Origin of the sequence: Bradyrhizobium sp. 17, from assembly GCF_023073515.1 — a bacterium.
Classification (GTDB): Bacteria; Pseudomonadota; Alphaproteobacteria; order Rhizobiales; family Xanthobacteraceae; genus Bradyrhizobium; species Bradyrhizobium canariense_D.
Map to the genome: position 1 here is coordinate 246,122 of NZ_JADPJQ010000119.1, position 23,513 is coordinate 269,634.

The following is a 23,513-nucleotide window of genomic DNA, read 5'->3' on the forward strand; positions in this document are numbered from 1 at the left end:
AGCGGAGCGCTACTGCCCCAAATACTTCTTCATTTCCGCAATGAGCCCGTCACGCAGCTCCGGCCGCTTCAGGCCGTAGGCGATGTTGGCGCGGAGGAAGCCGGGCTTGGAGCCGCAATCATGGCGCTCGCCCTCGAACTCGACGCCGTAGAAGCTTTGCGATCTGGCGAGGCCGATCATGGCATCGGTGAGCTGGATCTCTCCGCCGGCGCCGCGCTCCTGGGTCTCCAGGATCTTGAAGATCTCCGGCTGCAGGATGTAGCGGCCGGTGATCGAGAGGTTGGAGGGCGCGGTGCCCTTGGCCGGCTTCTCGACCATGCCGTCGACCTCGAACATCTTGCCGGTGCGTTTGCCGACGCCGCAGATGCCGTATTGATGGGTCAGATGGTCGGGCACCGCCTCGACCGCGATGACATTGGATTTTTCGCCGAGCTTGCTGGCGGTGTCGATCATCTGCTTCAGGCAGCCGGGCGAATTGAGCACGAGCTCGTCCGGCAGCACGACCGCGAACGGCTCGTTGCCGACGATGTCGCGTGCGCACCAGACCGCGTGACCGAGGCCGAGCGGCGCCTGCTGGCGGGTGAAGCTGACGGCGCCGGCCTCCGGCTGGTTCTGCGCCAGAACGTCCTGCTCGGTCTTCTTGCCGCGCGCGGCCAGCGTCGCATCGAGCTCGAACATCCGGTCGAAATGATCTTCGATGACACTTTTGTTGCGGCCGGTGACAAAGATGAAGTGCTCGATGCCGGCTTCCCGGGCCTCGTCATAGACGTACTGGATCAGCGGCTTGTCGACGATCGTCAGCATTTCCTTCGGCATCGCCTTGGTGGCGGGCAGGACGCGGGTGCCGAGGCCGGCAACGGGAAATACGGCTTTGCGGATTTTCATGGGATTGATCGAATACCTGAGGAACACGTGAAGGGAGCAATGGCATCTTGCTAGCTTGTTTGCAGCCGCCAACAAAGGCGGATGTGGGGCCTCATCCTCACAGAGTTAAGAAAAAGGCCACCATCAAAATTTCACCTTTGTTAAGCTGTTGGCAACCGTAACCAGGCCTCCTGATGGCGGATTTTGGCCGGACAGGTGTGGACATGATGCAATCAATGGCAGGGCTGGCAAAACGGGGCGGGTCCGTGACCGGTGCGACGATGATTGCGACCGCCCTGCTGTTCCCACTTCCCGCCAGCGCGCAGGCTCAGAACGGTTTGTCCAATCTGTTCGGCGGTATTTTCTCCGGCCCGAACCAGGCGCCTTCGCCAGCAGCGCCCGGGCCCAGCGGCGCTCAAACGGGAGTTCAACCTTGGACCGGCGAGGATGGCGCCTCCGGGCATCCGCTGATGACAGCCGCCGCGATCCGAGAGGCCGCGGGTAACTTCAACAATTGCGTCGCAGGCATGTGGCCCGATGCCGCACGGCGCAACATCACGCAGGAAAATTTCCAGCGCTTCACTGAAGGCCTCGCGCCCGATCTGCGCATCATGGACCTGATGGATTCGCAGCCCGAGTTCACCAAGTCGATTTGGGATTATCTCGACATCCTCGTGAACGACAACCGCCTCGCCAAGGGCCGCGAGGTCCTGGCCAAATACAAGGCGCAGTTCGAGGCCACCGAAAAAGCCACCGGCGTCGATCGTTATGTCATCGCCTCGATCTGGGGCATCGAGTCCAACTACTCGACGCAGATGGGCGACCGCAGCGTGCTGCAATCGACCGCGACGCTCGCCTGCATCGGCCGCCGCCAGGCTTACTTCAAGGACGAATTCCTCTCCGCGCTGGAGATCCTCAACCGCGGCGATCTCAGGCCCGAACAATTGCGCGGCTCCTGGGCCGGCGCCTTCGGCCCGACCCAGTTCATGCCGACCGCGTTCAAGCGCTTTGCCGTGGACGGCGACGGCGACGGCCGGCGTGACGTCGTCGACAATCCCTCCGACCTGATTGCGTCGACCGCCAACAATCTGAAGAAGGACGGCTGGCAGGCCGGCCAGACCTGGGGCTACGAGGTCGTGGTGCCCCAAGGCTTCAACTACATGCTGGCCGACCGCGCCAAGGCGATGACGGTAGCGCAGTGGGAGAAGCTCGGCCTCAAGCGCCCGACCAACCAGCCCTTCCCGCATCCAGCCGAGAAGGCCTATCTGCTGGCGCCGGCCGGTGCCCAAGGGCCCGGCTTCCTGATGCTGCAGAACTTCCGGGTCATCATGAAGTACAACCCGGCCGAGGCCTATGCGCTGGCGATTGGCCATTTCGCCGATCGCCTCCGCGGCGGCCAGCCGTTCGTTCAGCCCTGGCCGCGGCAGGAACGGGAGCTGTCCCGGACCGAGCGGCTGGAACTCCAGCAGCTGCTGGCCCAGCGCGGCTTCTACAGGGGCACCCCCGACGGCCAGTTCGGCGGCCAGACCCGGGAAGCCCTGCGCAACTTCCAGGCCTCGATCGGGGTCCCCGCGGATGGATTTGCCTCCTCCGACGCGCTGAATCGGCTGCGGGGGCAGTAAAATCGCGCCGAAAGTAACCCTGAACAGGGATTTTGGCCGGCAGTCTTGACCGGGGCGGCGGTTCGCCGTGTATGGGCCAATAATTCTGGGCCGAGAATCTGGGCCCAGAATCTCAAGGATCTGAAGAGAATCTGAAAGAGAATCTGCCCGTTTGGCGCCCGATTCCGTTATTATATCGAGCCTGTCCTGATCCCTATTGCACGTGCCGAGATCGCATGTCGAAGAAGTCCCTGTTCAAGGTGCTGACCGAGACCGGCCCGCTGATCGCGCTGGGGACGGCGCTTGCGATTCTGGTGTCGGTCGCGGGACCCGCCTCGGCGCAGTTCTTCAACTTCCCCGGCTTCGGCGGCCCGCCGCAGCGCTCGGCTCCGCCGCCGCCGCGCAACGGCGGAGGCGGAGGCGGCGGATGGTTCGGCGGCGACTTCTTCGCGCCGTTCCAGCAGCAACAGCCGCAAGCGCCGCGCCAGGATTTTTCGCGCGCACCGGCGCCGGCCAAGCGCGACACCATTCCCGACAGGAACGTGCTGGTGATCGGCGACGCCATGGCTGACTGGCTCGCCTACGGCCTGGAGGACGCCTACACCGAGCAGCCCGACATGGGCGTGATCCGCAAGCACAAGACCACGTCGGGCCTAATCAAGTACCAGCCCAAGGGCGAGCCCTCGGACTGGACCGCTGCTGCGAAAGGCATTCTCGAGACCGAGAAGCCCGACGTGATCGTGGTGATGCTCGGCCTCAACGACCGCATCGCGATCCGCGAGGCGGCAGCACCCGATAAATCGGACAAGGCGACGGACAAGGACAAGAAGAACGACAAGGGCGCGCGCGGCAAACCACCGGCCAAGCCTGGCGATGCCAAGCCCGGCGACACCGCCGCGAAGCCGGATGACAAGCCGGCCGATGCCGACCTGCCGCAGGATGATGCCGACAACGCTGACGCACCGGCGGTCGCCGCGCCCGAGAAGACCGCGCGCAACCCGAACGGCCTCTACGAATTCCGCGACGAGCGCTGGGTCGAGCTCTACGGCAAGAAGATCGAGGAGCTCGCCAACGTCCTCAAGTCCAAGGGCGTGCCGGTGCTCTGGGTCGGCCTGCCCGCCATCCGTGGCCCCAAGGGCACCGCGGACATGCTGTTCCTGGATTCGCTCTATCGCGAAGGCGCGGCCAAGGCCGGCATCACCTATGTCGACGTCTGGGACGGCTTTGTCGACGAAGCCGGCCGCTTCTTGCAGAAGGGCCCGGACTTCGAAGGCCAGATCCGTCAGCTCCGCAGCGGTGACGGCGTCTATTTCACGAAACCCGGCGCGCGCAAGCTCGCCCACTATGTCGAGCGCGAGATCACCCGCCTGCTCGCCGGGCGCTCCGGCCCGATCGCGCTGCCGAGCGAACCGGCGACCCCCGACACCAGTGCCGAACCCGGCAAGCCCGCGCCGCGGCCGCTGGCCGGTCCGATCGTGCCGCTGGTTGCGGCCTCGATCTCGACCGATCAATTGCTGGGTGGGCCGGGCTCACGTCCTGCCGCCGTCGATGCGCTCGCTGCGAAGACGATGGTGAAGGGCGAGCCACTGGCTGCGCCCGCCGGCCGCGCCGACGATTATGCCTGGCCGCGCCGCGAAGTCGGCCGCGAGCAGGCCAAGGGCGATACGCCGGTCGCCACGACGACACCCGATGGCGGTACGCCGGGTGCGGCCGCGGCGATCGCCCCGCCAAAGCTTGCGCCGAAGAAGCCACCGGCGCCGCAGCAACCGGCACAGGCAGCGCCATCGATGCGCGATTTCTTCGGCTTTGGCTCGCCGCCGCCCCCGCCGCGTCAATTGGCGCCGGCGCCGCGCAATCCGAATCCCAACCCTGCGATCCCGCGTCCGCCTGGCAACGTCGGGCGATCGGCGGAAGTGTTCCGATAATTTTCTAAGCTGAGCTCTCGTGTCCCGGACGCGCTGCAGCGGGAAACGCTGCTGCGCAGAGCCGGGACCCAGCTCGTCCGACAGTCACAAAAAGAATGGGCCCCGGCTCGGCAACGCGGCGTACGCGCCGCGCTGCGTCCGGGGCCCTGATGCTTATCGCGCGTTGGCTTTAGCCTAGTAGCGCCAGCGCGGCGGCGGGCGGCGCGAAGGCCGCGCCATCAGCAGTGCCAGTGCAAAGCCGATGCCGCCGGCGACCAGCAGCGCGCCCATCGGGTTGTCCTGCACCTTCTGGGCAATCGCCTGCGAGCCGTCACGCAAGGTTTCGGCCGGCTTGTCGTAGGCGTCCTTGGCATAGCTTGCCGCGGTGTCCGTGGCGTCACGTACGGCATCCTTGGCCTGGCCGTAAAGATTCTGCACACTGCCGGCGGCTTCGCGTGCCTTGCCGGACGCCTGTGTCTGCGTATCGCTAGCCAAATCTCCGATAGCGCCTTCCGCGCGTCCGGCGAATTCCTTGGCCGATCCGACAATCCGATCCTTATCCATGATGCTCCTCCTCGGGGGTCAGCCCAAGTAACCGATCAGGAGCGGCGCAGTTCCATCTGACTTGAAATTGGACTCAGAGAATCAGCCCGCCGTCGACGACCAATGTCTGGCCGATGATGTAGGACGACAGCGGCGATGCCAGGAACAGCGCCGCGCCCGCCATGTCAGCCGGGGTGCCCAATCGCCGCAGCGGAATGCGTGAAAGTGCACCTTCGAGCCGCTTGGGATTGTCGGTCGTCACCTTCGTCATCTTGGTGTCGACCAGACCGGGCGCGATGCCGTTGACGCGGATGTCATCTTCGGCCCAGGCCTCGCCCAGCGTCCGCGTTAGTCCGACCGCGCCGGTCTTCGACGCGTTGTAAGCGGGATTGCCCATTGTGGAATGATAGGCCGCGGTCGAGGACACCATAATCAGCGATCCCCGCGCGTCCCGCAACATGGGATGGAAGCGCGTGGCGCAGGCCATCAGGCTCATCAAATTGACCTCGACGACCTTGCGAAAGCCCGCCATCTCGAACTCGCCGCGGCGATAGAGCACCGCGCCCTGTGCGAGCACCAGGATATCGAGCCGATCGAACGACGGCTTGAACGCTTCGACCGCTCCGGCATTGCCGACGTCGAGCTGCGCATAGGAAAGACCGGTGAGATCCGAGCCTTCAGCTTGCGAATATTCCTTCGCGTGAGCACGCGTGCCGCAGACCGCAACCTGCGCGCCCCTGACGCGAAAGGCTTGCGCAATGCCGTTGCCGATGCCGCTGGATCCGCCGACAACCAGCACCTGCTTGCCTGAGAAATCGAGCTCGTTCGTCATCGCTGGCCTCCCTCATTGTCTTGCTTGTTTGACCTGTCTGCGGATCGATGACAGCCTTGTCAATCACAACAAGAACAAGCAGGGCTCAGAGGAAACAGCATGGCCGATTTCAAACAACTCAGCCGGTCCGTGAAGGGCCTGACCGTTCTCGTTACCGGCGCGGCCAGCGGCATGGGACGCGCGACGGCGCGCGTGTTTGCCACTGAGGGCGCGAACGTTGCCGTCACCGATTATGACGAGCAGGGCGCGCTGGCCGTCGCGAAGGAGATCGTGGCAAGCGGCGGCGCCGCGAAAGCCTGGAAGCTCGACGTTGCCGACGGCGATAAGATCAAGCGCGTGGTCGGCGACGTCGCTGCACATTTCGGTGGACTCGACATCATCGTCAACAATGCCGGCATCTCCGTGCGCGTCGCGATCGACGACGACGCCTATGAGGAAGCCTGGGCCAAGGGCCTCGCGGTGATGCTGACGGCGCATCCGCGCATCATCCGCGCCGCGCTGCCTCACTTGCGCAAGTCGAAGAGCCCGCGCATCGTCAACATCGCCTCGACCGAGGCGCTCGGCGCCACCGCATTGCACGGCCCCTATTCGGCGGCGAAGGGCGGCGTCGCCAGCCTCACCCGCTCGCTCGCGGTGGAGCTTGGCCGCGAGGGCATCACCGTCAACTGCATTTGCCCGGGGCCGATCCGCACCGCCATCACCGACCGGATCTCGGAAGAGCACAAGACCATCTACGCCAAGCGCCGCACGGCACTCGGCCGCTACGGTGATCCGGAAGAGGTCGCGCACATGACGCTGAGCCTGTGCCTGCCGGCAGCGTCCTTCCTCACCGGCGCGGTCATCCCTGTCGACGGCGGCCTGATGGCGCGCAACGCGTAAGCGGCACCAAAGGTGCGTAGCCTGGATGGAGCGCAGCGCAATCCGGGGTTCTCACATCGCAGGAAGACTCCCCGGATTACGCTTCGCTCCATCCGGGCTACGGGCAGCTATGCGCGCCCAGCGTTGACATCGCTTGTTACGGGAGTAACTTTTTCCTCGACAGAGCGGGACCAACCGCTCGCGGTTCGCGGGAGAAACGTCATGACGATCGCCATCCGGCAGCTTCACAAACATTTTGTCGGCGAGGTCTCGGGCCTCGACCTGCGGCAACCTCTCACCGAGGCCGAGGCGCGCGAGATCGAAGCCGCCATGGACAAATATGCAGTGCTGGTGTTCCACGACCAGGACATCACCGACGAACAGCAGATGGCCTTTGCGCTAAACTTCGGCCAGCGCGAGGACGCGCGCGGCGGCACGGTCACGAAGGAGAAGGACTACCGGCTCCAATCGGGCCTGAACGACGTTTCCAATCTCGGCAAGGACGGCAAGCCGCTGGCAAAGGACAGCCGCGCGCACCTGTTCAACCTCGGCAATTGCTTGTGGCATTCCGACAGCTCGTTCCGCCCTATCCCGGCAAAATTCTCGCTGCTGTCGGCCCGCGTGCTCAACCCGAAGGGCGGCAATACCGAATTCGCCGACATGCGGGCGGCCTATGACGCGCTCGACGACGAGACCAAGGCGGAGATCGAGGATCTCGTCTGCGAGCACTCGCTGATGTATTCGCGGGGATCGCTGGGCTTCACAGAATACACCGACGAGGAGAAGGAGATGTTCAAGCCGGTGATGCAACGTCTCGTGCGCACCCACCCGGTCCATCGCCGCAAGTCGCTCTATCTCTCATCGCATGCCGGCAAGATTGTCGGCATGAGCGTCCCCGAGGGAAGGCTGCTGCTGCGCGATCTCAACGAGCACGCCACACAAAGCGAGTTCGTCTACGTCCACAAATGGAAGCTGCATGACCTCGTGATGTGGGACAACCGCCAGACCATGCACCGCGTCCGCCGCTACGACCAGTCGCAGCCCCGTGACATGCGCCGCGCGACGGTGGCGGGCACGGAGCCAACGGTGCAGCAGCAGGCGGCGGAGTAGTTCTCCAGTCGTCCTGGACCAGCGAGCGAAGCAGCGCCGATCCAGGACCCATTACCACCGATGTCCAGTTCGGCGAAGGCTGGTGGTTGCCAGCCTGCTTCAACAATTGCAGCCTGGGGTAATGGGTCCTGACCTTCGCCAGGACGACACTGAGGCGCTACGCGTGCCCCGCCTCGTTCGAGAGCATGCCAGGATCGATGCCGATCTTACGCAGCGCGCGTCCGTATTTTTCGTCGACGTCGTCGCCGAAGATCAAATCCGAATCCGCGTCGCAATGCAGCCAGCCATTGCTCTGGATCTCGGTCTCGAGCTGGCCCGGCGCCCAGCCGGCATAGCCGAGCGCCAGGATGGCGTGCTTGGGGCCGGAGCCGTTGGCGATCGCGCGCAGGATGTCGACGGTCGCGGTGAGGCAGACGCCGTCGTCGATCCGGAGCGTCGCATTCTCGATGTAGAAATCGCTGGAATGCAGCACGAAGCCGCGGCCGGTATCGACCGGACCGCCGCGCAGCACCTTCATGCTTTCGGCATTCTCCGGCAGCTTGATGTGCTCGCCCTTGTTGATGATGCCGAGCTGCTGCAACAGCTCGGGGAAGTCGATGCTGCCGGCCGGATGGTTGACGATGATGCCCATCGCGCCTTCGGCGGAGTGGGCGCAGAGATAGATCACCGAGCGCTCGAAGCGCTCGTCGCCCATCACGGGCATGGCGATCAACAGCTGGCCGTCGAGGTAGCCCGCCGAACTCGGGAGCGCGGGGGCTGGCTTGCGGGTGCTTTCGCCCGTCCTCTTGCCTGTGGGAGCCATCGGTGAAGCACTCCGGTTTCAATTCCTATCCTGATGTCGGGCCGGGCCGCTGTCAAATCAAGGCTTTCAGGGACTTGATTCAAGTGCATCCATCACAAGCAATTCAATGGTTTGCCGCCGGGCGACCCTGTAAAGACGTACCATGCTGACAAGAGTTCCCCGGCGTGCGGCGATTGGCGTCGCGACAACCCTGCTCGCGTCCTCGCTGGCGCTTGCGGCCCATGCCGACGACGCATCGCCGTGGCAGCGCGACGGACATTCCGCGGTGCGGTTGCTGGCAGGATCGCGCAGCGGCGCCGTCCTGCTCGGCGGTATCGCCTTCCAGATCCAGCCCGGCTGGAAAACCTATTGGCGCATGCCGGGCGATTCCGGCGTTCCGCCGCGCTTCGATTTCTCGAAGTCCGACAATGTCGAAGCGGTGACGGTGATGTGGCCGGCCCCGCAGAAATTCGACGACGGCGCGGGCGGCCATTCGATCGGCTATCACGACCAGATCGTGCTGCCCCTGCGCATCATCGCCAAGGCGGCCGACAAGCCGGTGACGTTGCGCGCCGAGATCAATTATGCGGTGTGCGAAAAGCTTTGCATTCCCGTCGAGGCCCGCGCCGAGCTTGGCTTCAACAGCGTCGCCTCGACCGAGGACGCCAATTTGCGTGCAGCGCTCGACACCGTGCCCAAACCTGCCGCCATCGGCGATCCCAATCCGCTCACCATCCGCGACGTGAAGCGTGATGGGCCCAAGAATGTGGTGGTCGACGTGGTCGTTCCGGATGCGCGCACCGTCAGTCTGTTCGTGGAAGGTCCGACGCCCGATTGGGCGCTGCCCATCCCGGCGCCGGTCGAGCCCAGCCCACCGGGCGTGAAGCGATTTTCTTTCGAACTCGACGGCCTGCCGCCGGGCGCCCAGCCCGGCGGCGCAGCGCTGAAGTTCACGCTGGTCGGACCGGAGAAGTCGTACGAGTTCAATACCAATCTGGAGTGAGTGGTCGTCCTGGCGTTCGCCCGGACGACATCTTTGATCCAACCGAATCTTAACGAATGGTTGCTAATCCCCAGGGCTACTGCGGCAAGTCTGCCGCAGCATTCGTGTGCGCCTCGGGGATCCTTCGAATTGGCCGTGATGGATGCAGAACCCGCAACGACCGGACCTGCCGGCCTCATCGCGCGGCTGCGCGACAAATTGACGGGCGGGTCGAGCGAAGCGTCGCTGACGCGGCGGCTGGCAGGCACCATCTTCCTCATCCGCGTGATCAGCGCCGGCCTTGCATATTTCTCGCAGGTCCTGCTCGCGCGCTGGATGGGGACGTCGGACTACGGCGTCTATGTCTATGTCTGGACCTGGGTGCTGCTGCTCGGCAGCATGATGGACTTTGGCATCTCGGCCTCCGCGCAAAAGATCATTCCGGAATACCGCAGCCGTGGCGAGCATGCGCTGCTGCGCGGCTTTCTCTCGGGCAGCCGCTGGCTGACCTTTTGCGCCTCCACGCTGGTCTCGCTCGGCCTCGCGGGCATCGTCAAATTGCTCTCGCCCTGGATCGATCCCGCCGAAGTGCTGCCGCTCTACATCGGCTGCATGACGCTGCCCGCTTTCGTCGTCGCCAACACCCAGGACGGCATCGCCCGTTCGCATGACTGGATGCAACTCGGCCTGATGCCGCAATTCATCATCCGCCAGACACTAATCATCGGCATCACGGCTTGCGCCTTCCTGCTCGGCTATCATCTCGGCGCGGTTGCCGCGATGATCGCGAGCGCAGGCGCGGTGTGGATCGCGATGACCGGGCAGATGGTGGTGCTGAACCGCAAGCTCGCCGATCACATCGAGGCGGGCCCCAAGGCCTACGACGTCGGCGGCTGGCTCGCCGTGTCGCTGCCGATCCTGCTGGTCGAAAGCTTCTATTTGCTGCTGTCCTATACCGACGTGCTGGTGCTTCAGCAATTCCGCCCCTCCGACGAGGTCGGCGTCTATTTCGCCGTGGTGAAGACGCTGGCGCTGGTCTCCTTCATCCACTACGCGATGTCGGCGACGACCGCGCATCGCTTCGCCGAATACAACGCGGCTGGCGACAAGGCGCGGCTGTCGGCTTACGTGGCGCATGCCATCAACTGGACGTTCTGGCCGTCGCTGGCGGCGACCATCGTGCTGCTCGCGCTCGGCAAGCCCCTGCTCTGGCTGTTCGGGCCGCAATTCGTGATCGGCTACGACATCATGTTCGTCGCCGCGATTGGCCTCGTGGTCCGTGCCGCGATCGGCCCGGTCGAACGGCTGCTCAACATGCTCGGCCAGCAGAAGATCTGCGCGCTGGCCTATGCGCTGGCCTTTGCGATGAACCTGGTGCTCTGCATCGCGTTGGTGCCGCGCTTCGGCGGCCATGGCGCGGCGGCCGCGACCTCGATCTCGCTCAGTTTCGAGACGGTGCTGCTGTTCTGGATCGTGCGACAGCGGCTCGGCCTGCACGTGCTGGCGTTTGGGAAATAGACTTCCGACTGCCTTCGCGTGCTGCTCTCGGGGAACGGCTGCTTCGAAGCATGCCCGGGAACAACGCGAAACACCTATTTATTGCCAAGGGCACAGCACGATTTTTCTTATTTGGCCCAAGCGGTTGCACCGCAGGGAAAGTTTATTCTACGTCGTATTGCCCAACTGACGAGATAAACCTAAGATTCCCTGGACATGATCGATCCACTCTACGTCGCCTCTGGTTTCGGCGTCGGCCTGCTGGTCGGGATGACCGGCGTCGGCGGCGGTTCGCTGATGACGCCGCTGCTGATCCTCCTGTTCGGGATTCATCCATCGACCGCGGTCGGCACCGACCTGCTCTATGCTGCCGCCACCAAGACCGGCGGCAGCGTGGTGCATGGCTGGTCGCGCAGCGTGCACTGGCCGGCGGTGCTGCGGCTCGCCTGCGGCAGCCTTCCGGCGAGCGCGCTGACGCTGCTGGTGCTCTGGAAGCTCGACCTCAAGAGCGATTCCGAGCGCAATCTCGTCAACCTCGTGCTCTGCTTCGCGCTGCTGCTGACAGCGACCTCGCTGATCTTCCGCAGATCGATCATGGAGCGCTATCGCCGGCGCCTGGAGCAGGTCGATGACCGCGCCACGGCGATCGCGACGGTCGTCACCGGGATCGTGCTCGGTGGGCTGGTCTCGATTTCATCGGTCGGCGCCGGCGCGGTCGGCGTCACCGTTCTGCTGCTGCTCTATCCGCGCCTGCCGGTGGCGACCATCGTCGGGTCCGACATCGCCCATGCGGTCCCGCTGACGCTGATCGCCGGAATGGGGCACTGGGCGCTTGGCGACGTGGATTGGGCGCTGATGGGCGTGCTGCTGTTGGGCTCGCTGCCCGGCATCGTCGTCGGCAGCTTTAGCGCGACGCGCGTGCCCGAGACGGTGCTGCGCCTCACACTCGCCAGCGTGCTGTTCGTGGTCGCCGGCAAGATCATGTTCGCGGAGCTGCACCTGTCCTCGGCATTCGAGACGGCGCTGGCCTGGACGCACTGAACGAAAATGGCGGAGCTCGGCTTCCGCCATTCGCCAGCGATCGCGGTCTACTCCGCGGTCCAGCCGCCGTCGATCGACAGATTCGTGCCGGTGATCTGCGCGGCATCGTCGCCGCACAGGAACAGCGCGAGGGCTGCGACCTGCTCGGAGGTGACGAACTCCTTGGTCGGCTGCGCGTCGAGCAGCACGTCGTTGATGACCTGGTCGCGCGTGAGGTTACGGGCCTTCATGGTGTCGGGGATCTGCTTCTCCACCAGCGGCGTCCAGACATAGCCGGGGCTGATGCAGTTGCAGGTGATCTTGCTGGTCGCGACCTCGAGCGCCACGGTCTTGGTCAGGCCGGCGATGCCGTGCTTGGCCGAGACATAGGCCGACTTGAAGGGCGAGGCGACCAGCGAATGCGCGGAAGCGGTATTGATGATGCGGCCCCAGCCCTTCTTCTTCATGCCCGGGACGGCGGCGCGAATGGCATGGAACGCCGAGGACAGGTTGATCGCGATGATCTGATCCCATTTCTCCGGCGGGAATTCCTCGATCGGCGAGACGAACTGGATGCCCGCATTGTTGACGAGAATATCGACCGAACCAAAGCTCTTCTCGCCGAGCGCGACCATCCCGGCGATCTCGGCCGGCTTGGTCATGTCGGCCGGCGAATAGACCGCCTTCACGCCGAAATCGGACTCGATCTTGGCGCGCTCCTTCTCGATGTCCTCCGGCGAGCCGAACCCGTTGATGACGACATTGGCGCCGGCGGCGGCGAAGGCGCGCGCATAGGCAAGTCCGATGCCGCTGGTCGACCCGGTCACGACGGCGTTCTTGCCTGACAGACTACCCATATTATTCGCTCCTTCTTGGCGGGGGCGCAGTGACGTCCCCCGTGAGATCGTAGGTCACCATGGTCTCGCCGGATTGCGGCCGCTCGAGCCAATCCTTGTGGCGCATCGACAGATGCACGTCACGCACGCCGGCTTCCCAATGCTCGACCATGGCGACATGCGAGAAATCGTAATCCTTGGACGAGGATTCGTAGTTCTTGCTGCGGTAGATCAGGTGCACCACAGTCACGGTGCTTTCGCGCGATACCTTGGCAAGGAATTCCACGGAAGGGTCGTTCTTGAGATAATCGGGCAATTTGGAAATCAGGTCGCGCACGGCCCTGCGGGCGTTGTGCACCTGCTTGTTCTTGTCGGTGTTCATCCGCGTGCGGCTCGAGAAGCGGATGTCCTTCTCGCGCTCGGTCGCCTCGAGTAGCGAGGTCGGCAGATCGCCGCGGGCGCTGAACAGGTCGATCTGGAAGATCAGGAGATCGCGGTCGGTCTCGGCGTCCAGCACGTAGTCGAGCGGCGTGTTGGAGGCAATGCCGCCGTCCCAATAATGCTCGCCGTCGATCACGATGGACGGAAAGCCGGGCGGCAGCGCGCCGGAGGCCATGATGTGCTCGGGTCCGATTTTCTTGCCGAGCTTCCTGAACTCGAAATTGTCGAAATATTTGAAGTTGCCGGAGGTAACGCCGACTGCACCGACCGACAGCCGCGTCTTCAGATCGTTGATGCGGTCGAAATCGACCAGACGCTCCAACGTCTTCTTCAGGGGTGCAGTATCGTAATAGCTCTCGGCCTGGGGGCTGCCGGGCGGCCAGAGCGGCGCGGGCGGCATGCGCGGAACGAAGAAGCCGGGCACGCCGAAGGTCGCGATCAATGCGGCGCTGGTCGAATTGAACAGTTCGCGGCTGTGCTCGCTTTTGCCGATCGGCTTCCACGGCACCGGCGCGGAGACCATCTCCCAGAATTCCTTGAGCCGCTTGACGCGCGTCTGCCCTTCGTTACCGGCGATGATCGCGGCGTTGACCGCGCCGATCGAGATGCCGGCGACCCAGTCCGGCTCGAAGCCGGCATGGCAGAGCGACTGATAGGCGCCGGCCTGATAGGAGCCGAGCGCGCCGCCGCCCTGGAGGACCAGGACACGTTGCGCGTTCGCGGGGATAGTTGCGACTTCCGGGCTATGATCGGTCATGCGGGAACAGTAGCAGATGGCGAGCGACCGTGGCGACAGTCTGCCGCGGCGTCAATGCATCCCGTGATCAAGTCTGGCTTATCGGGAGTCCGTCGAGGCCAGGATCATGGTCCAGAACACCTTGTATTTGGTGCCGGGAGCATAGCCCGCCGCAATGCCCAATTTTGTGACACCGCTCTTGAGCATGTTCGCGCGGTGCGGGGGCGAGTCGCGCCAGCCGGAAAACGCTTCCGCCAGCGTATGATAGCCGGCCGAGACGTTCTCGACCGCAACGGTCGCCGGATAGCCGCCGGCGCTGAGGCGCTTGGCCAGCGGCGCGCGGACGTCATGGTCCATCTTGTTGGCGGCAGCCATGGCCTGGGACTGAGATTCGGCGAGCCGCATCAGTTCGGGGTCGATCACGAGGGTGCCGAGCCCGTTGTTCTGGCGGTATTGCGAGATCATGATCGCTGCGGCCTGCGCGTCGAGCTTTGCGCCCGGGACAGCCATATCGGCATACATCGAGGGCTGCTGGACCGATGCTTCGTTGCCGGCGCAGCCGGCGAGCAGCAAAAGGATTGATATCGCGGCCGCGACGCGCATGAACAGGAGCCCCCAAATCAGGCGCCGTTGTTGCATACCAACCGTGGCTGAAAGGTGAATATTGAGGAAAAATTGACCGGTTGACCCCGCTCAGGCGCCCCCAAATATCCGGTAGCGGCGGGGCTCCAGGCCGATCGTGTCGCCGGCGCGCAGTTCCCTGTCCCGCGGAGCGTCGATCTCGATGGTCTCTCCGCCTGATAATGCCACCTCGGCCCGCTGCACGGGACCGAAATTCCGGACGTGCTGCACGGCGCCCTCGAAGGCACCGCTGCCGGGCGGGCCAACGAGCATGTCGTGCCGCCGCACGAACAGTCTTGACGCGCCAGGCGCAAGCCCATCTGCCGCGAGCTGAAGCGGCCGGTCGCCAAGCCTGATGACGCCGTCGGCGATCAGGACCGGAAGCTCGATGGATTCGCCGATGAAGCTGTGGACGAAGGCGGTCGCCGGGCTCTCATAGACGTCATCGGGCGAGCCGATCTGCTCGATCTTGCCCTTGTCCATCACCACGACGCGGTTGGCGACTTCGAGCGCCTCCTCCTGGTCATGGGTGACGAAGATCGAGGTGACGTTGATCTCGTGGTGCAGCGAGCGCAGCCATTTACGCAGCTCCTTGCGCACCTTGGCATCAAGCGCACCGAAGGGTTCGTCGAGCAGCAGGATACGTGGCTCGATCGCGAGCGCGCGGGCCAGCGCGATGCGCTGGCGCTGGCCGCCGGAGAGCTGGCTCGGGTAGCGGTCGGCGAGCCAATCGAGCTGCACGAGATCGAGTAGCTCCTTGACGCGCGCACGGATGGTCGCTTCGTCCTTGCGGATCGCGCGCGGCTGCACGCGGAGGCCAAAGGCGACGTTCTCGAACACCGTCATGTGGCGGAACAGCGCGTAGTGCTGGAATACGAATCCGACGTGCCGCTCGCGCGCGCCCTGCGCCAGCGCGTCCTCGCCGTTGAAAGATACCTCCCCGGAATCGGGCCAGTCCAGCCCCGCGATGATCCGCAGCAGCGTGGTCTTGCCGGAGCCAGACGGACCGAGCAGCGCGAGCAGCTCGCCGTCATTGACCTTGAGGTCGACGCCGTCGAGAGCTTTGAAGCTGCCGAACTTCTTGACGAGATTCCTGACTTCAATGCTCACTTGCGTCATGTCCTTCGTCGAGATGATTTTCGAGAACGGTTTTCGCGACCAGCGTGATCAGCGCCAGCATCGCGAGCAGCGAGGCGATCGCGAACGCCGCGACGAACTGATATTCATTGTAGAGAATCTCGACCAGGAGCGGCATCGTGTTGGTCTCGCCGCGGATATGGCCGGAAACGACGGAGACCGCGCCAAACTCGCCCATCGCGCGCGCGTTGCAGAGCAGGACGCCGTACAGCACGCCCCATTTGATATTGGGCAGCGTGACGCGGAAGAAGGTCTGCAGGCCCGAGGCGCCGAGCGAGATCGCGGCCTCCTCCTCCTGCGTGCCCTGCTCCTGCATCAGCGGGATCAACGCCCGCGCCACGAAGGGGAAGGTCACGAAGGTGGTCGCAAGCGCGATGCCCGACACCGCGAACAGGATCTGGATGTCGTGATCGCGCAGCCAGCCGCCGAAATAGCCCTGCGCGCCGAACAGCAGCACGAAGACGAGGCCCGAAATCACCGGGCTGACCGAGAACGGCAAATCGATCAGCGCGATCAGGAAGGTCTTGCCCGAGAATTCGAATTTTGCAATCGCCCAAGCCGCGACCAGGCCGAAGACGAGATTGAGGCCGACGGAAATTGCAGCAACCAACAGCGTCAACTTGATCGCGGACAGCGCCTCCGGGTCGGTCAGCGCGGCGAAATAAGCGCCAATTCCCTTCGAGAAGGCCTGCGCGAACACCACGACCAGCGGCAACACGACGAAGACTGATAGAAAGGTCATCGCCAGCGCGATGATGACGATGCGGACCGCGCGCGGTTCGGTGCGAAGGTTGTTCCGCGCGGCGGCTGCGTACGCGCGTGCCTTGGCGTCGGAGGCCGGGAGTGGGACGGAATCTGCGATCTGCATCGTCATGGCCCCGTCCTCACCGCACCGGAATCCGGCTCTGCGCCCAGCGCTGGAGCCGGTTGACCGCGAAGATAATGACGAAGGACACGACCAGCATGACAACCGCGATGGCGGTCGCATCGGCATAGCGGAATTCGGAGAGCCGGATCACGATCAGCAGCGGCGCGATCTCGGAGACGTTGGGCAGATTGCCGGCGATGAAGATCACCGAGCCGTATTCGCCGACCGCACGCGCGAAGGCGAGCGCGAGTCCGGTGAGCAGCGCCGGACCGAGCGAGGGCAGGATCACGCGAATGATGGTCTGCCAGCGGCTCGCGCCAAGGCTGCCCGCGGCCTCCTCGATCTCTGGGTCGAGATCCTGGAGCACCGGCTGCACCGTGCGCACCACGAACGGGATACCGATGAAGATCATGGCGACGAAGATGCCGACCGGCGTGAACGCCACCTTGATGCCGGCCGCCGCAAGCGGCGCGCCGAGCCAGCCCTTCTCGGCGAACAACGCGGTCAGCGCGACGCCGGCAACCGCCGTAGGTAGCGCGAACGGCACGTCGACGATGGCATCGAACAGCCGCCGACCGGGGAAGCGGTAGCGCACCAGCGCCCAGACGATGATGCTGCCCATCACCAGATTGACGCAGGCGGCTGCGAAGGCGAGTCCGAAGGACACGCGCAACGCATTCAGGGTGCGGCGGCTGGAGAGGATGTTCCAAAACTGCTCGGGACTCAGCTCGACCGATTTCAGGAACAGGCCGGCGAGCGGAATCAGGATGATGATCGACAGCCAGGATAGCGTCAGCCCCATGGTGAGACCGAAGCCCGGCAATGTCCGGCGTCGTGCTGCGATTGCGCTCACCAGGCCCCCTGTTTAAGCCCCGCCGACAGCGCCCGATCAGTTCTTGTAGATCTGATCGAAGACGCCGCCGTCGGCAAAATGTTCCCTCTGCGCCTTGGTCCAGCCGCCGAAAAGTTCGTCGATCGTGAACAGCTCGACCTTCGCGAAGGAGTTTTCATGTTTTTTGGCGATCTCGGGATCGCGCGGACGATAGAAGTTGCGCGCCGCGATTTCCTGACCTTCCTTGGTGTACCAATATTGCAGGTAGGCATCGGCGACACTACGGGTGCCTTTTTTATCGGCAACCTTATCGACGATCGTCACCGGCGGTTCCGCCAAGATCGAGAGCGGCGGCGCCACGATCTCGAATTTCTCCGGACCGAATTCCTTGAGCGCCAGGTACGCCTCGTTTTCCCAGGCGAGCAGCACGTCGCCGACGCCGCGCTCGACGAAGGTCACGGTCGCGCCGCGCGCACCGGTGTCGAGCACCGGCACCTGCTGATAGAGCTTTCCGATGAAATCCTTGGCCTTGTCCGCCGAGCCGTATTTCTTCTGCGCAAAGCCCCAGGCGGCCAGATAATTCCAGCGCGCGCCGCCTGACGTCTTCGGGTTCGGCGTGATCACGGCGACGCCGAGCTTGAGCAGATCGTCCCAGTCCTTGATGGCCTTGGGATTGCCCTTGCGGACCAGGAACACAATGGTCGAGGTATAGGGCGACGAGTTTTGCGGCAACCGTTTCTGCCAGTCGGCCGTCGTGAGGCCTTTGCCCGCGATGGCGTCGATGTCGTAGGCGAGCGCAAGCGTCACCACGTCGGCCTGCAATCCGTCGATCACGGCGCGCGCCTGCGAACCGCTGCCCCCATGCGACTGCTTGATCTCGACGCTCTTGCCGGTTTCCTTCTGATAGGCACTCGCGAACGCCTTGTTGAACTCGACATAGAGCTCGCGCGTCGGATCGTACGAGACGTTCAGCAGAGTGATGTCAGCGGCAAGAGCCGCGCTTGCCAACAAGCCTGTCACGAGCAGTCCTGCCGCGAGCGGAACGATACGACGCATCATGTCCATCTCCATTCACATCAATGACGTCGGCGTCATCGATGGCAGGCATAACTCGGGGCGAAACGCGCTTAAGTCAACGGAACCGGATTTTCTTGTTCGTAGCCGGGCAGCGTAACTTTGCTACGAAGTCTTCATCGTGTGGATGCCGCATTCCGTCTTGGCCCGGCCACGCCAGCGACCGGCACGCTCATCCTCGCCTTCGGCCGTTCTGCTCGTGCAAGGCATACACCCAACCGATAGAAATCCCGACGCGACCAGGGGATGACGCGGCAATTTGGCGCGGGCGAAAATCGCCTCGAGTTCCTCCCGCGAGACATTGGCGAAGGGATTGAACTTCAACCGCGTACCGTCGTCCTCGACCACCGGGATGTCGGCGCGCGAGTTGCCCTGGAAGCGCTTGCGGCCGTTGAGCCATGCATCGAACGGTTTCAGCGCCCGCGCCAGCGGCTCGACCTTGCGGATACGGCAGCAAGCGTCGGGATCGGAAAACCAGAGGTCGCGGTCGGGATCTCCGCGCGACAGCGTCTCCTCGGCAGGCTTGATCGAGCGGACGTCCTTCAGGCCCAGCGTCGCGATCAGCGTATCACGATAGGCCAGCGTCTCCTCGAACAGCCAGCCGGTGTCGAGGAAGATCACCGGGATCGCCGGATCGACATCCGCCATCACCTTGAGCAGCGTCGCCGATTCCGTACCGAAGGACGACACCAGCGCAAGCTTGTCGCGCCCGACCGTCTTCAGCGCAGCGGCGATGATTTCGGCGGGCGAGGCATCGCGCAAGGCGCGATCGAGGTCCTCCGCCGAGGGCAGCGCCGAGGCGGAGATTGCCGAAATTGGAGACGCGATTGCGTTCACGTGCCGACACCCTCGGAATGACGCAGCTGCATGCGCCGGTGCAGCGCCGTGATGCGGCCATCGCCGGTGGGCTGGTAGAAGACCGAATAGCGCTTCGCGGTCTGCATGAACGCTTCCGCGTCGGCCTGCTTCTTGACGTCGAAGGAATCGAAGCCAGCGCGCAGCATGAACACGAACTGGTCCCGCAGGATCTGGCCCGTCGCACGCAACTCGCCGCGGTAATTGTAACGCTCGCGCAGCAGCCGCGCCTGGCTGTAGGCGCGTCCGTCGCGGAAGGTTGGGAACACCAGCGCGACGACGGCAATCTTGCCGAGATAGGGCACCAGCTCGGCGATGTCGCGATTGTTCGGCCAGATCACACCGACCTTGCCGGTCCGCTTGAGCAACGCATCCGCCTCGCCAACGAAACGCTCGGCCGGCACCAGAATGTCGCCGCCCTCGGGCAGCGGCGTGTCGACGGCGAGCTTGACGAAGCTGTCGTCGGCGATCTTTCCGCCGTTAACGAGTGGCATAAACGCGCTCCTTGAAGGGTTCGACGCCGAGGCGTTTTACCGTGTCCATGAACAGCTCTTCGGGCCGCTCGCGCAGCGCCAGATAGGCTTCCACGATGTCCTCGACGACGTCGGCGACCTCGTCGAACTTGACGCCGGGGCCGATCAGATTGCCGAGTGCGGCACTCTCGTCGGCGCGCCCGCCGATGGTGATCTGGTAGACCTCCTCGCCGTTCTTCTCGACGCCGAGAATGCCGATATGACCGACATGGTGATGGCCGCAGGCGTTGATGCAGCCGGAGATGTTGATGTGCAACCGGCCGATCAGATTGGCCAGCTCATGATTGGCGAAGCGCCGCGTCAGTTCCTGCGCGATCGGGATCGAGCGCGCATTGGCCAGCGAGCAATAGTCGAGACCCGGGCAGGCGATGATGTCAGTGATCAGATTGACGTTCGGCGTCGCCAGCCCGAGCTTGTCGAGCGCCTTCCACAGCGCCGGCAAGTCACGCTTGGCGACATGCGGCAGAGCGAGGTTCTGCTCGTGGCCGACGCGGATCTCACCGAAGGAGTATTCGTCGGCGAGATCGGCGAGCGCATCCATCTGCTCGGCGGTGGCATCGCCCGGAGGCGCGCCGATCGGCTTCAGCGAGATCGTGACGATGGAATAGCCCTGGGCCTTGTGCGGGGCCACCGAGTTCTTGCGCCATGCCTCGAAATCGGGATCGGCCGCGGCCTGGCGCAGCTCGTCCGGCATGTGCGGCAGCTTCTCGTAGGCAGGATAGGTGAAGCGCGAGCGGATGTCCTCGACCACCTCGTCGTCGATCTGGAGCGAGGAGTTGCGGATGTGCTGCCACTCCTCCTCGACCTCGCGCGAGAACTTCTCGATGCCGAGCTCGTGCACCAGGATCTTGATGCGCGCCTTGTAGATGTTGTCGCGGCGGCCGTACTGGTTGTAGACGCGCAGAATCGCCTCGATGTAGCTGAGAATGTCGCGGCCGTGGACGAAATGCTTGATGGTCTTGCCGATGAACGGCGTGCGTCCGAGCCCGCCACCGACCAGCACCTCAAAGCCGGTCTCGCCCTTCTCGTTCTTGATCAGCTTCAGCCCGATGTCGTGGATCTTGATCGCGGCCCGGTCGTGGTCCGACGCGGTGATCGCGATCTTGAACTTGCGCGGCAGGAACGAGAATTCCGGATGCAACGTGGTGTGCTGGCGGATCAGCTCCGACCAGATGCGGGGATCCTCGATCTCGCCGGGCGCGACGCCGGCCCACTGATCCGAGGTGACGTTGCGCATGTTGTTGCCGGAGGTCTGCATCGCATGGATGCCGACCTCGGCGAGATCGGCCAGCGCATCCGGCAATTCGGCGAGCTTGATCCAGTTGAACTGGATGTTCTGCCGCGTCGTGAAATGGCCGTAGCCACGGTCGTATTTGCGCGCGACGTGGGCGAGCGCCCGCAGCTGGTTCGACGCCAGCGTCCCGTAGGGGATCGCGACGCGGAACATATAGGCGTGCAGTTGCAGATAGACGCCGTTCTGCAGCCGCAGGATCTTGAACTCGTCCTCGGTGAGCTCGCCGGAGAGGCGGCGCTTCACCTGGTCGCGGAATTCCGAGACGCGCTCGTTGACGAGCGTGCGGTCGATTTCATCGTAAGCATACATAAGAAAGCGCCTTAAACCTGAACCGGCTGTCCGATGGTCACGCCGGTGCGGCGGATCTGTTCGCGCAGATTTCCGGGTTCGACCTTGCCGTCTGCACCGACCTGTACCGGCGCGATATAGGGGCCGATCGCGCCGACGTCATCGGCAACGGATTCCGCAAGCAACGCCTTCGCCTCGTCGGAGTTGCGCACGATCGCGGCTTCCGACAGGTCCGCGGACCAGCTCTTGGCGGCGGTGCGGTAAACCACGATGCCGTCCCAGGTGCGGTTGGCGGTCACGACCGAGGGGCCGGCGATCTTGATCTTCTTCTGTTCAAGCGGGGAGGTCATTCGGCTGCATCCAATAGGTCAGAGATGATTTGCTTTGGGGTTTGGCGGCGAAGCGAGCCGGCATGCCGGACCACATCGCCGATGATGAGAATGGCGGGACCGCCGTTGGTCCGGCGGACCAGTTCGGGCAGATCGCGCAGCGTGCCGATCTCGCCTTGCGCATCGGGACGCGTGACGCGGGCGAATACGCCGACCGGCGTCTCCGGCGAACGGCCGGCGGCCAAGAGGCCGGCGCGTATGGCCGGCGCAGCCGTCATGCCCATGTAGACCACGACGGTCATCCTGGCGTCGGTCAGCGTCGACCAGTCCACGACTTCTGCGTCGCGCGCCTTGTGCGCGGTGAGGAAGGTGATGCGCGTTGCTTCGTGACGATAGGTGAGCGGCACCTCGAAATCGGCGGCGCCGCCGAGACCTGCGGTGATGCCGGGAACGATCGAATAGGCAAGGCCGGCGGCACGAAGTGCTTCGACTTCTTCGCCGCCGCGGCCGAACACGAAGGGATCGCCGCCCTTCAGCCGCACCACACGCTGGCCGGATTGCGCGGCCTCGATCATGCGCTTGTTGATGGCGTCCTGCCCGATGCCGGGCTTGCCGACGCGGCGGCCGACCGGCACGCGCGTGGTGTCACGGCGGATGCGGTCGAGAATTTCAGGCGAGACCAGCTCGTCATGGAAGACGATGTCGGCATCCTGGAGCGCGCGCAACGCCTTGATGGTGAGCAAATCCGGATCGCCAGGCCCGGCGCCGACCAGCGCGACGGATCCTTCCGGCTTGTCGGCCCGCGCGAACGCGGATGGATCTGAAATCGCCTTGAGCGCTGCGTCCGCCTCGCCTTTGCGGCCGGCCAATACGGCGGCACCGATCGGGCCGTCGATGACGCGCTCCCAGAAGCGGCGGCGCAGCGGAAACTCGGCAATACGTTCGTTGATGGATTTGCGGAAGCCGCCGATGAACTCGGCGAGCTCGCCGATGCGCGCCGGCAGCAGCGCCTCGATCTTCTCGCGCACGCGCCGCGCCACCACCGGCGACGTGCCGCCAGTGCCGACGGCGACCACGACATCGCCGCGATCGACGATCGCCGGAAAGATGAAGCTCGAATGCTCGAGATCGTCCATGACATTGACCGGCAGGCCGAGCGCCTTGGCGCGGACCGACATCGCCACGCCGACATCGCCGGCGCCGGCGCAAACCACCGCGATGATTCCCGAGAGATCGGCGGTCAGCGGATCGGTGGCCGAGATGTCGATACGCGCCGCGTCCTCGGAGCTCAGACCCAGGTCGTGATTGCCATCGATCGCATGCACGCGAATGCGCGCACCGGCAGCGGTCAGCACGCGCAGCTTGGCGCGCAAAAGCTCACCCGCACCGATGAGGACCACCGGACCGGCCTTGAGATCGAGGAACACGGGCAAGAACCGCATACGATACTCGCTTACCCCACATGCGGGGTTGACTGGAATTATTTTCTATATATGTGTCGTTTCAGGCGCGCAAAGAGAAAATTTTTTCTTCTCTCTTGCACCGCAACTATAGAATTTTCGCCTCCAAACGCAAAGTGGCAGAGATGCATCTTCTCAAGGACAATTCCACTGCTGGCGGGCTGAGCAGCCCCGCTCTCGCCGAGCGCGTGCCCGCGCAAGAATTTTCTTCTGACCT

The 23,513-nt window shown here is 64.3% G+C and carries 23 protein-coding genes; 7 read left to right on the plus strand and 16 right to left on the minus strand.

Annotation, left to right across the window (positions count from 1 at the left end; all coding sequences use genetic code 11):
• Nucleotides 1-9: 9 nt before the first annotated feature.
• Nucleotides 10-885: a UTP--glucose-1-phosphate uridylyltransferase gene (locus IVB13_RS28715; RefSeq protein WP_026232775.1), complete on the minus strand. Its 876-nt coding sequence runs from the start codon at nucleotides 883-885 to the stop codon at nucleotides 10-12.
• A gap of 203 nt (nucleotides 886-1,088) precedes the next feature.
• On the opposite strand from IVB13_RS28715, the gene IVB13_RS28720 reads away from it, so the two are divergent.
• Both IVB13_RS28720 and IVB13_RS28725 read left to right on the plus strand, forming a co-directional pair.
• Nucleotides 1,089-2,486, plus strand: a complete 1,398-nt coding sequence (locus IVB13_RS28720; RefSeq protein ID WP_198293349.1) for a lytic murein transglycosylase — start codon at nucleotides 1,089-1,091, stop codon at nucleotides 2,484-2,486.
• Nucleotides 2,487-2,701: 215 nt separating this feature from the next.
• On the plus strand, nucleotides 2,702-4,390 hold the full coding sequence (locus IVB13_RS28725) for an SGNH family hydrolase (protein WP_018454631.1): 1,689 nt from the start codon (nucleotides 2,702-2,704) through the stop codon (nucleotides 4,388-4,390).
• A 174-nt stretch (nucleotides 4,391-4,564) separates the two neighbouring features.
• On the opposite strand, the gene IVB13_RS28730 is transcribed toward IVB13_RS28725, so the two are convergent.
• Complete coding sequence (locus IVB13_RS28730; protein ID WP_018454632.1) at nucleotides 4,565-4,933, minus strand: CsbD family protein; 369 nt, start codon at nucleotides 4,931-4,933, stop codon at nucleotides 4,565-4,567.
• Between the two features lie 73 nt (nucleotides 4,934-5,006).
• Nucleotides 5,007-5,744 carry an SDR family oxidoreductase gene (locus tag IVB13_RS28735; RefSeq protein WP_018454633.1) on the minus strand — a complete coding sequence of 246 codons (738 nt, stop codon included), beginning with the start codon at nucleotides 5,742-5,744 and terminating at the stop codon, nucleotides 5,007-5,009.
• Nucleotides 5,745-5,843: 99 nt separating this feature from the next.
• Here IVB13_RS28735 and IVB13_RS28740 point away from each other — a divergent pair, with 99 nt between their 5' ends.
• Nucleotides 5,844-6,623 carry an SDR family NAD(P)-dependent oxidoreductase gene (locus tag IVB13_RS28740; protein WP_018454634.1) on the plus strand — a complete coding sequence of 260 codons (780 nt, stop codon included), beginning with the start codon at nucleotides 5,844-5,846 and terminating at the stop codon, nucleotides 6,621-6,623.
• A 201-nt stretch (nucleotides 6,624-6,824) separates the two neighbouring features.
• The gene (locus IVB13_RS28745) at nucleotides 6,825-7,712 is read left to right on the plus strand and encodes a TauD/TfdA family dioxygenase (RefSeq protein WP_018454635.1); all 888 of its coding nucleotides are present in this window, start codon (nucleotides 6,825-6,827) and stop codon (nucleotides 7,710-7,712) included.
• 157 nt (nucleotides 7,713-7,869) lie between these two features.
• Here IVB13_RS28745 and IVB13_RS28750 read toward each other — a convergent pair whose 3' ends face one another.
• Nucleotides 7,870-8,514, minus strand: a complete 645-nt coding sequence (locus IVB13_RS28750) for a YqgE/AlgH family protein (RefSeq protein ID WP_018454636.1) — start codon at nucleotides 8,512-8,514, stop codon at nucleotides 7,870-7,872.
• Nucleotides 8,515-8,656: 142 nt separating this feature from the next.
• On the opposite strand from IVB13_RS28750, the gene IVB13_RS28755 reads away from it, so the two are divergent.
• The 3 genes from IVB13_RS28755 (at nucleotide 8,657) to IVB13_RS28765 (ending at nucleotide 12,013) form a co-directional block, all read left to right on the plus strand.
• On the plus strand, nucleotides 8,657-9,496 hold the full coding sequence (locus IVB13_RS28755; protein WP_018454637.1) for a protein-disulfide reductase DsbD domain-containing protein: 840 nt from the start codon (nucleotides 8,657-8,659) through the stop codon (nucleotides 9,494-9,496).
• 138 nt (nucleotides 9,497-9,634) lie between these two features.
• A complete protein-coding gene (locus IVB13_RS28760; protein WP_018454638.1) occupies nucleotides 9,635-10,993 on the plus strand; it encodes a flippase in 1,359 nt (452 codons plus the stop codon).
• 195 nt (nucleotides 10,994-11,188) lie between these two features.
• Nucleotides 11,189-12,013 carry a sulfite exporter TauE/SafE family protein gene (locus IVB13_RS28765; protein ID WP_247491006.1) on the plus strand — a complete coding sequence of 275 codons (825 nt, stop codon included), beginning with the start codon at nucleotides 11,189-11,191 and terminating at the stop codon, nucleotides 12,011-12,013.
• A 47-nt stretch (nucleotides 12,014-12,060) separates the two neighbouring features.
• Here IVB13_RS28765 and IVB13_RS28770 read toward each other — a convergent pair whose 3' ends face one another.
• From IVB13_RS28770 to cysG, 12 genes are all read right to left on the minus strand, one after another.
• Nucleotides 12,061-12,849, minus strand: coding sequence for a 3-hydroxybutyrate dehydrogenase (locus IVB13_RS28770; RefSeq protein ID WP_018454640.1), 789 nt, complete (start codon nucleotides 12,847-12,849; stop codon nucleotides 12,061-12,063).
• 1 nt (nucleotide 12,850) lies between these two features.
• Nucleotides 12,851-14,026 (minus strand): patatin-like phospholipase family protein, encoded by a 1,176-nt coding sequence (locus IVB13_RS28775; RefSeq protein WP_018454641.1) that lies wholly within the window; start codon nucleotides 14,024-14,026, stop codon nucleotides 12,851-12,853.
• A gap of 78 nt (nucleotides 14,027-14,104) precedes the next feature.
• Nucleotides 14,105-14,608, minus strand: a complete 504-nt coding sequence (locus IVB13_RS28780) for a CAP domain-containing protein (RefSeq protein ID WP_026232777.1) — start codon at nucleotides 14,606-14,608, stop codon at nucleotides 14,105-14,107.
• Between the two features lie 90 nt (nucleotides 14,609-14,698).
• On the minus strand, nucleotides 14,699-15,736 hold the full coding sequence (locus IVB13_RS28785) for a sulfate ABC transporter ATP-binding protein (RefSeq protein ID WP_026232778.1): 1,038 nt from the start codon (nucleotides 15,734-15,736) through the stop codon (nucleotides 14,699-14,701).
• Nucleotides 15,726-16,637 carry a sulfate ABC transporter permease subunit CysW gene (gene cysW, locus IVB13_RS28790; protein WP_247491008.1) on the minus strand — a complete coding sequence of 304 codons (912 nt, stop codon included), beginning with the start codon at nucleotides 16,635-16,637 and terminating at the stop codon, nucleotides 15,726-15,728. The genes IVB13_RS28785 and cysW overlap by 11 nt, the downstream gene beginning before the upstream one ends.
• Before the next feature lie 10 nt (nucleotides 16,638-16,647).
• Nucleotides 16,648-17,484, minus strand: coding sequence for a sulfate ABC transporter permease subunit CysT (cysT, locus tag IVB13_RS28795; RefSeq protein ID WP_083926373.1), 837 nt, complete (start codon nucleotides 17,482-17,484; stop codon nucleotides 16,648-16,650).
• Between the two features lie 36 nt (nucleotides 17,485-17,520).
• A complete protein-coding gene (locus tag IVB13_RS28800; RefSeq protein WP_018454646.1) occupies nucleotides 17,521-18,534 on the minus strand; it encodes a sulfate ABC transporter substrate-binding protein in 1,014 nt (337 codons plus the stop codon).
• A 108-nt stretch (nucleotides 18,535-18,642) separates the two neighbouring features.
• The gene (locus tag IVB13_RS28805; protein ID WP_018454647.1) at nucleotides 18,643-19,374 is read right to left on the minus strand and encodes a phosphoadenylyl-sulfate reductase; all 732 of its coding nucleotides are present in this window, start codon (nucleotides 19,372-19,374) and stop codon (nucleotides 18,643-18,645) included.
• Nucleotides 19,371-19,886 (minus strand): DUF934 domain-containing protein, encoded by a 516-nt coding sequence (locus IVB13_RS28810; RefSeq protein WP_018454648.1) that lies wholly within the window; start codon nucleotides 19,884-19,886, stop codon nucleotides 19,371-19,373. Before IVB13_RS28810 ends, IVB13_RS28805 begins: the two co-directional genes overlap by 4 nt.
• Nucleotides 19,873-21,528: a nitrite/sulfite reductase gene (locus IVB13_RS28815; protein WP_018454649.1), complete on the minus strand. Its 1,656-nt coding sequence runs from the start codon at nucleotides 21,526-21,528 to the stop codon at nucleotides 19,873-19,875. Before IVB13_RS28815 ends, IVB13_RS28810 begins: the two co-directional genes overlap by 14 nt.
• Before the next feature lie 11 nt (nucleotides 21,529-21,539).
• Nucleotides 21,540-21,857: a DUF2849 domain-containing protein gene (locus IVB13_RS28820; protein WP_007599842.1), complete on the minus strand. Its 318-nt coding sequence runs from the start codon at nucleotides 21,855-21,857 to the stop codon at nucleotides 21,540-21,542.
• On the minus strand, nucleotides 21,854-23,278 hold the full coding sequence (cysG, locus tag IVB13_RS28825) for a siroheme synthase CysG (protein ID WP_018454650.1): 1,425 nt from the start codon (nucleotides 23,276-23,278) through the stop codon (nucleotides 21,854-21,856). Before cysG ends, IVB13_RS28820 begins: the two co-directional genes overlap by 4 nt.
• Between the last annotated feature and the right edge of the window lie 235 nt (nucleotides 23,279-23,513).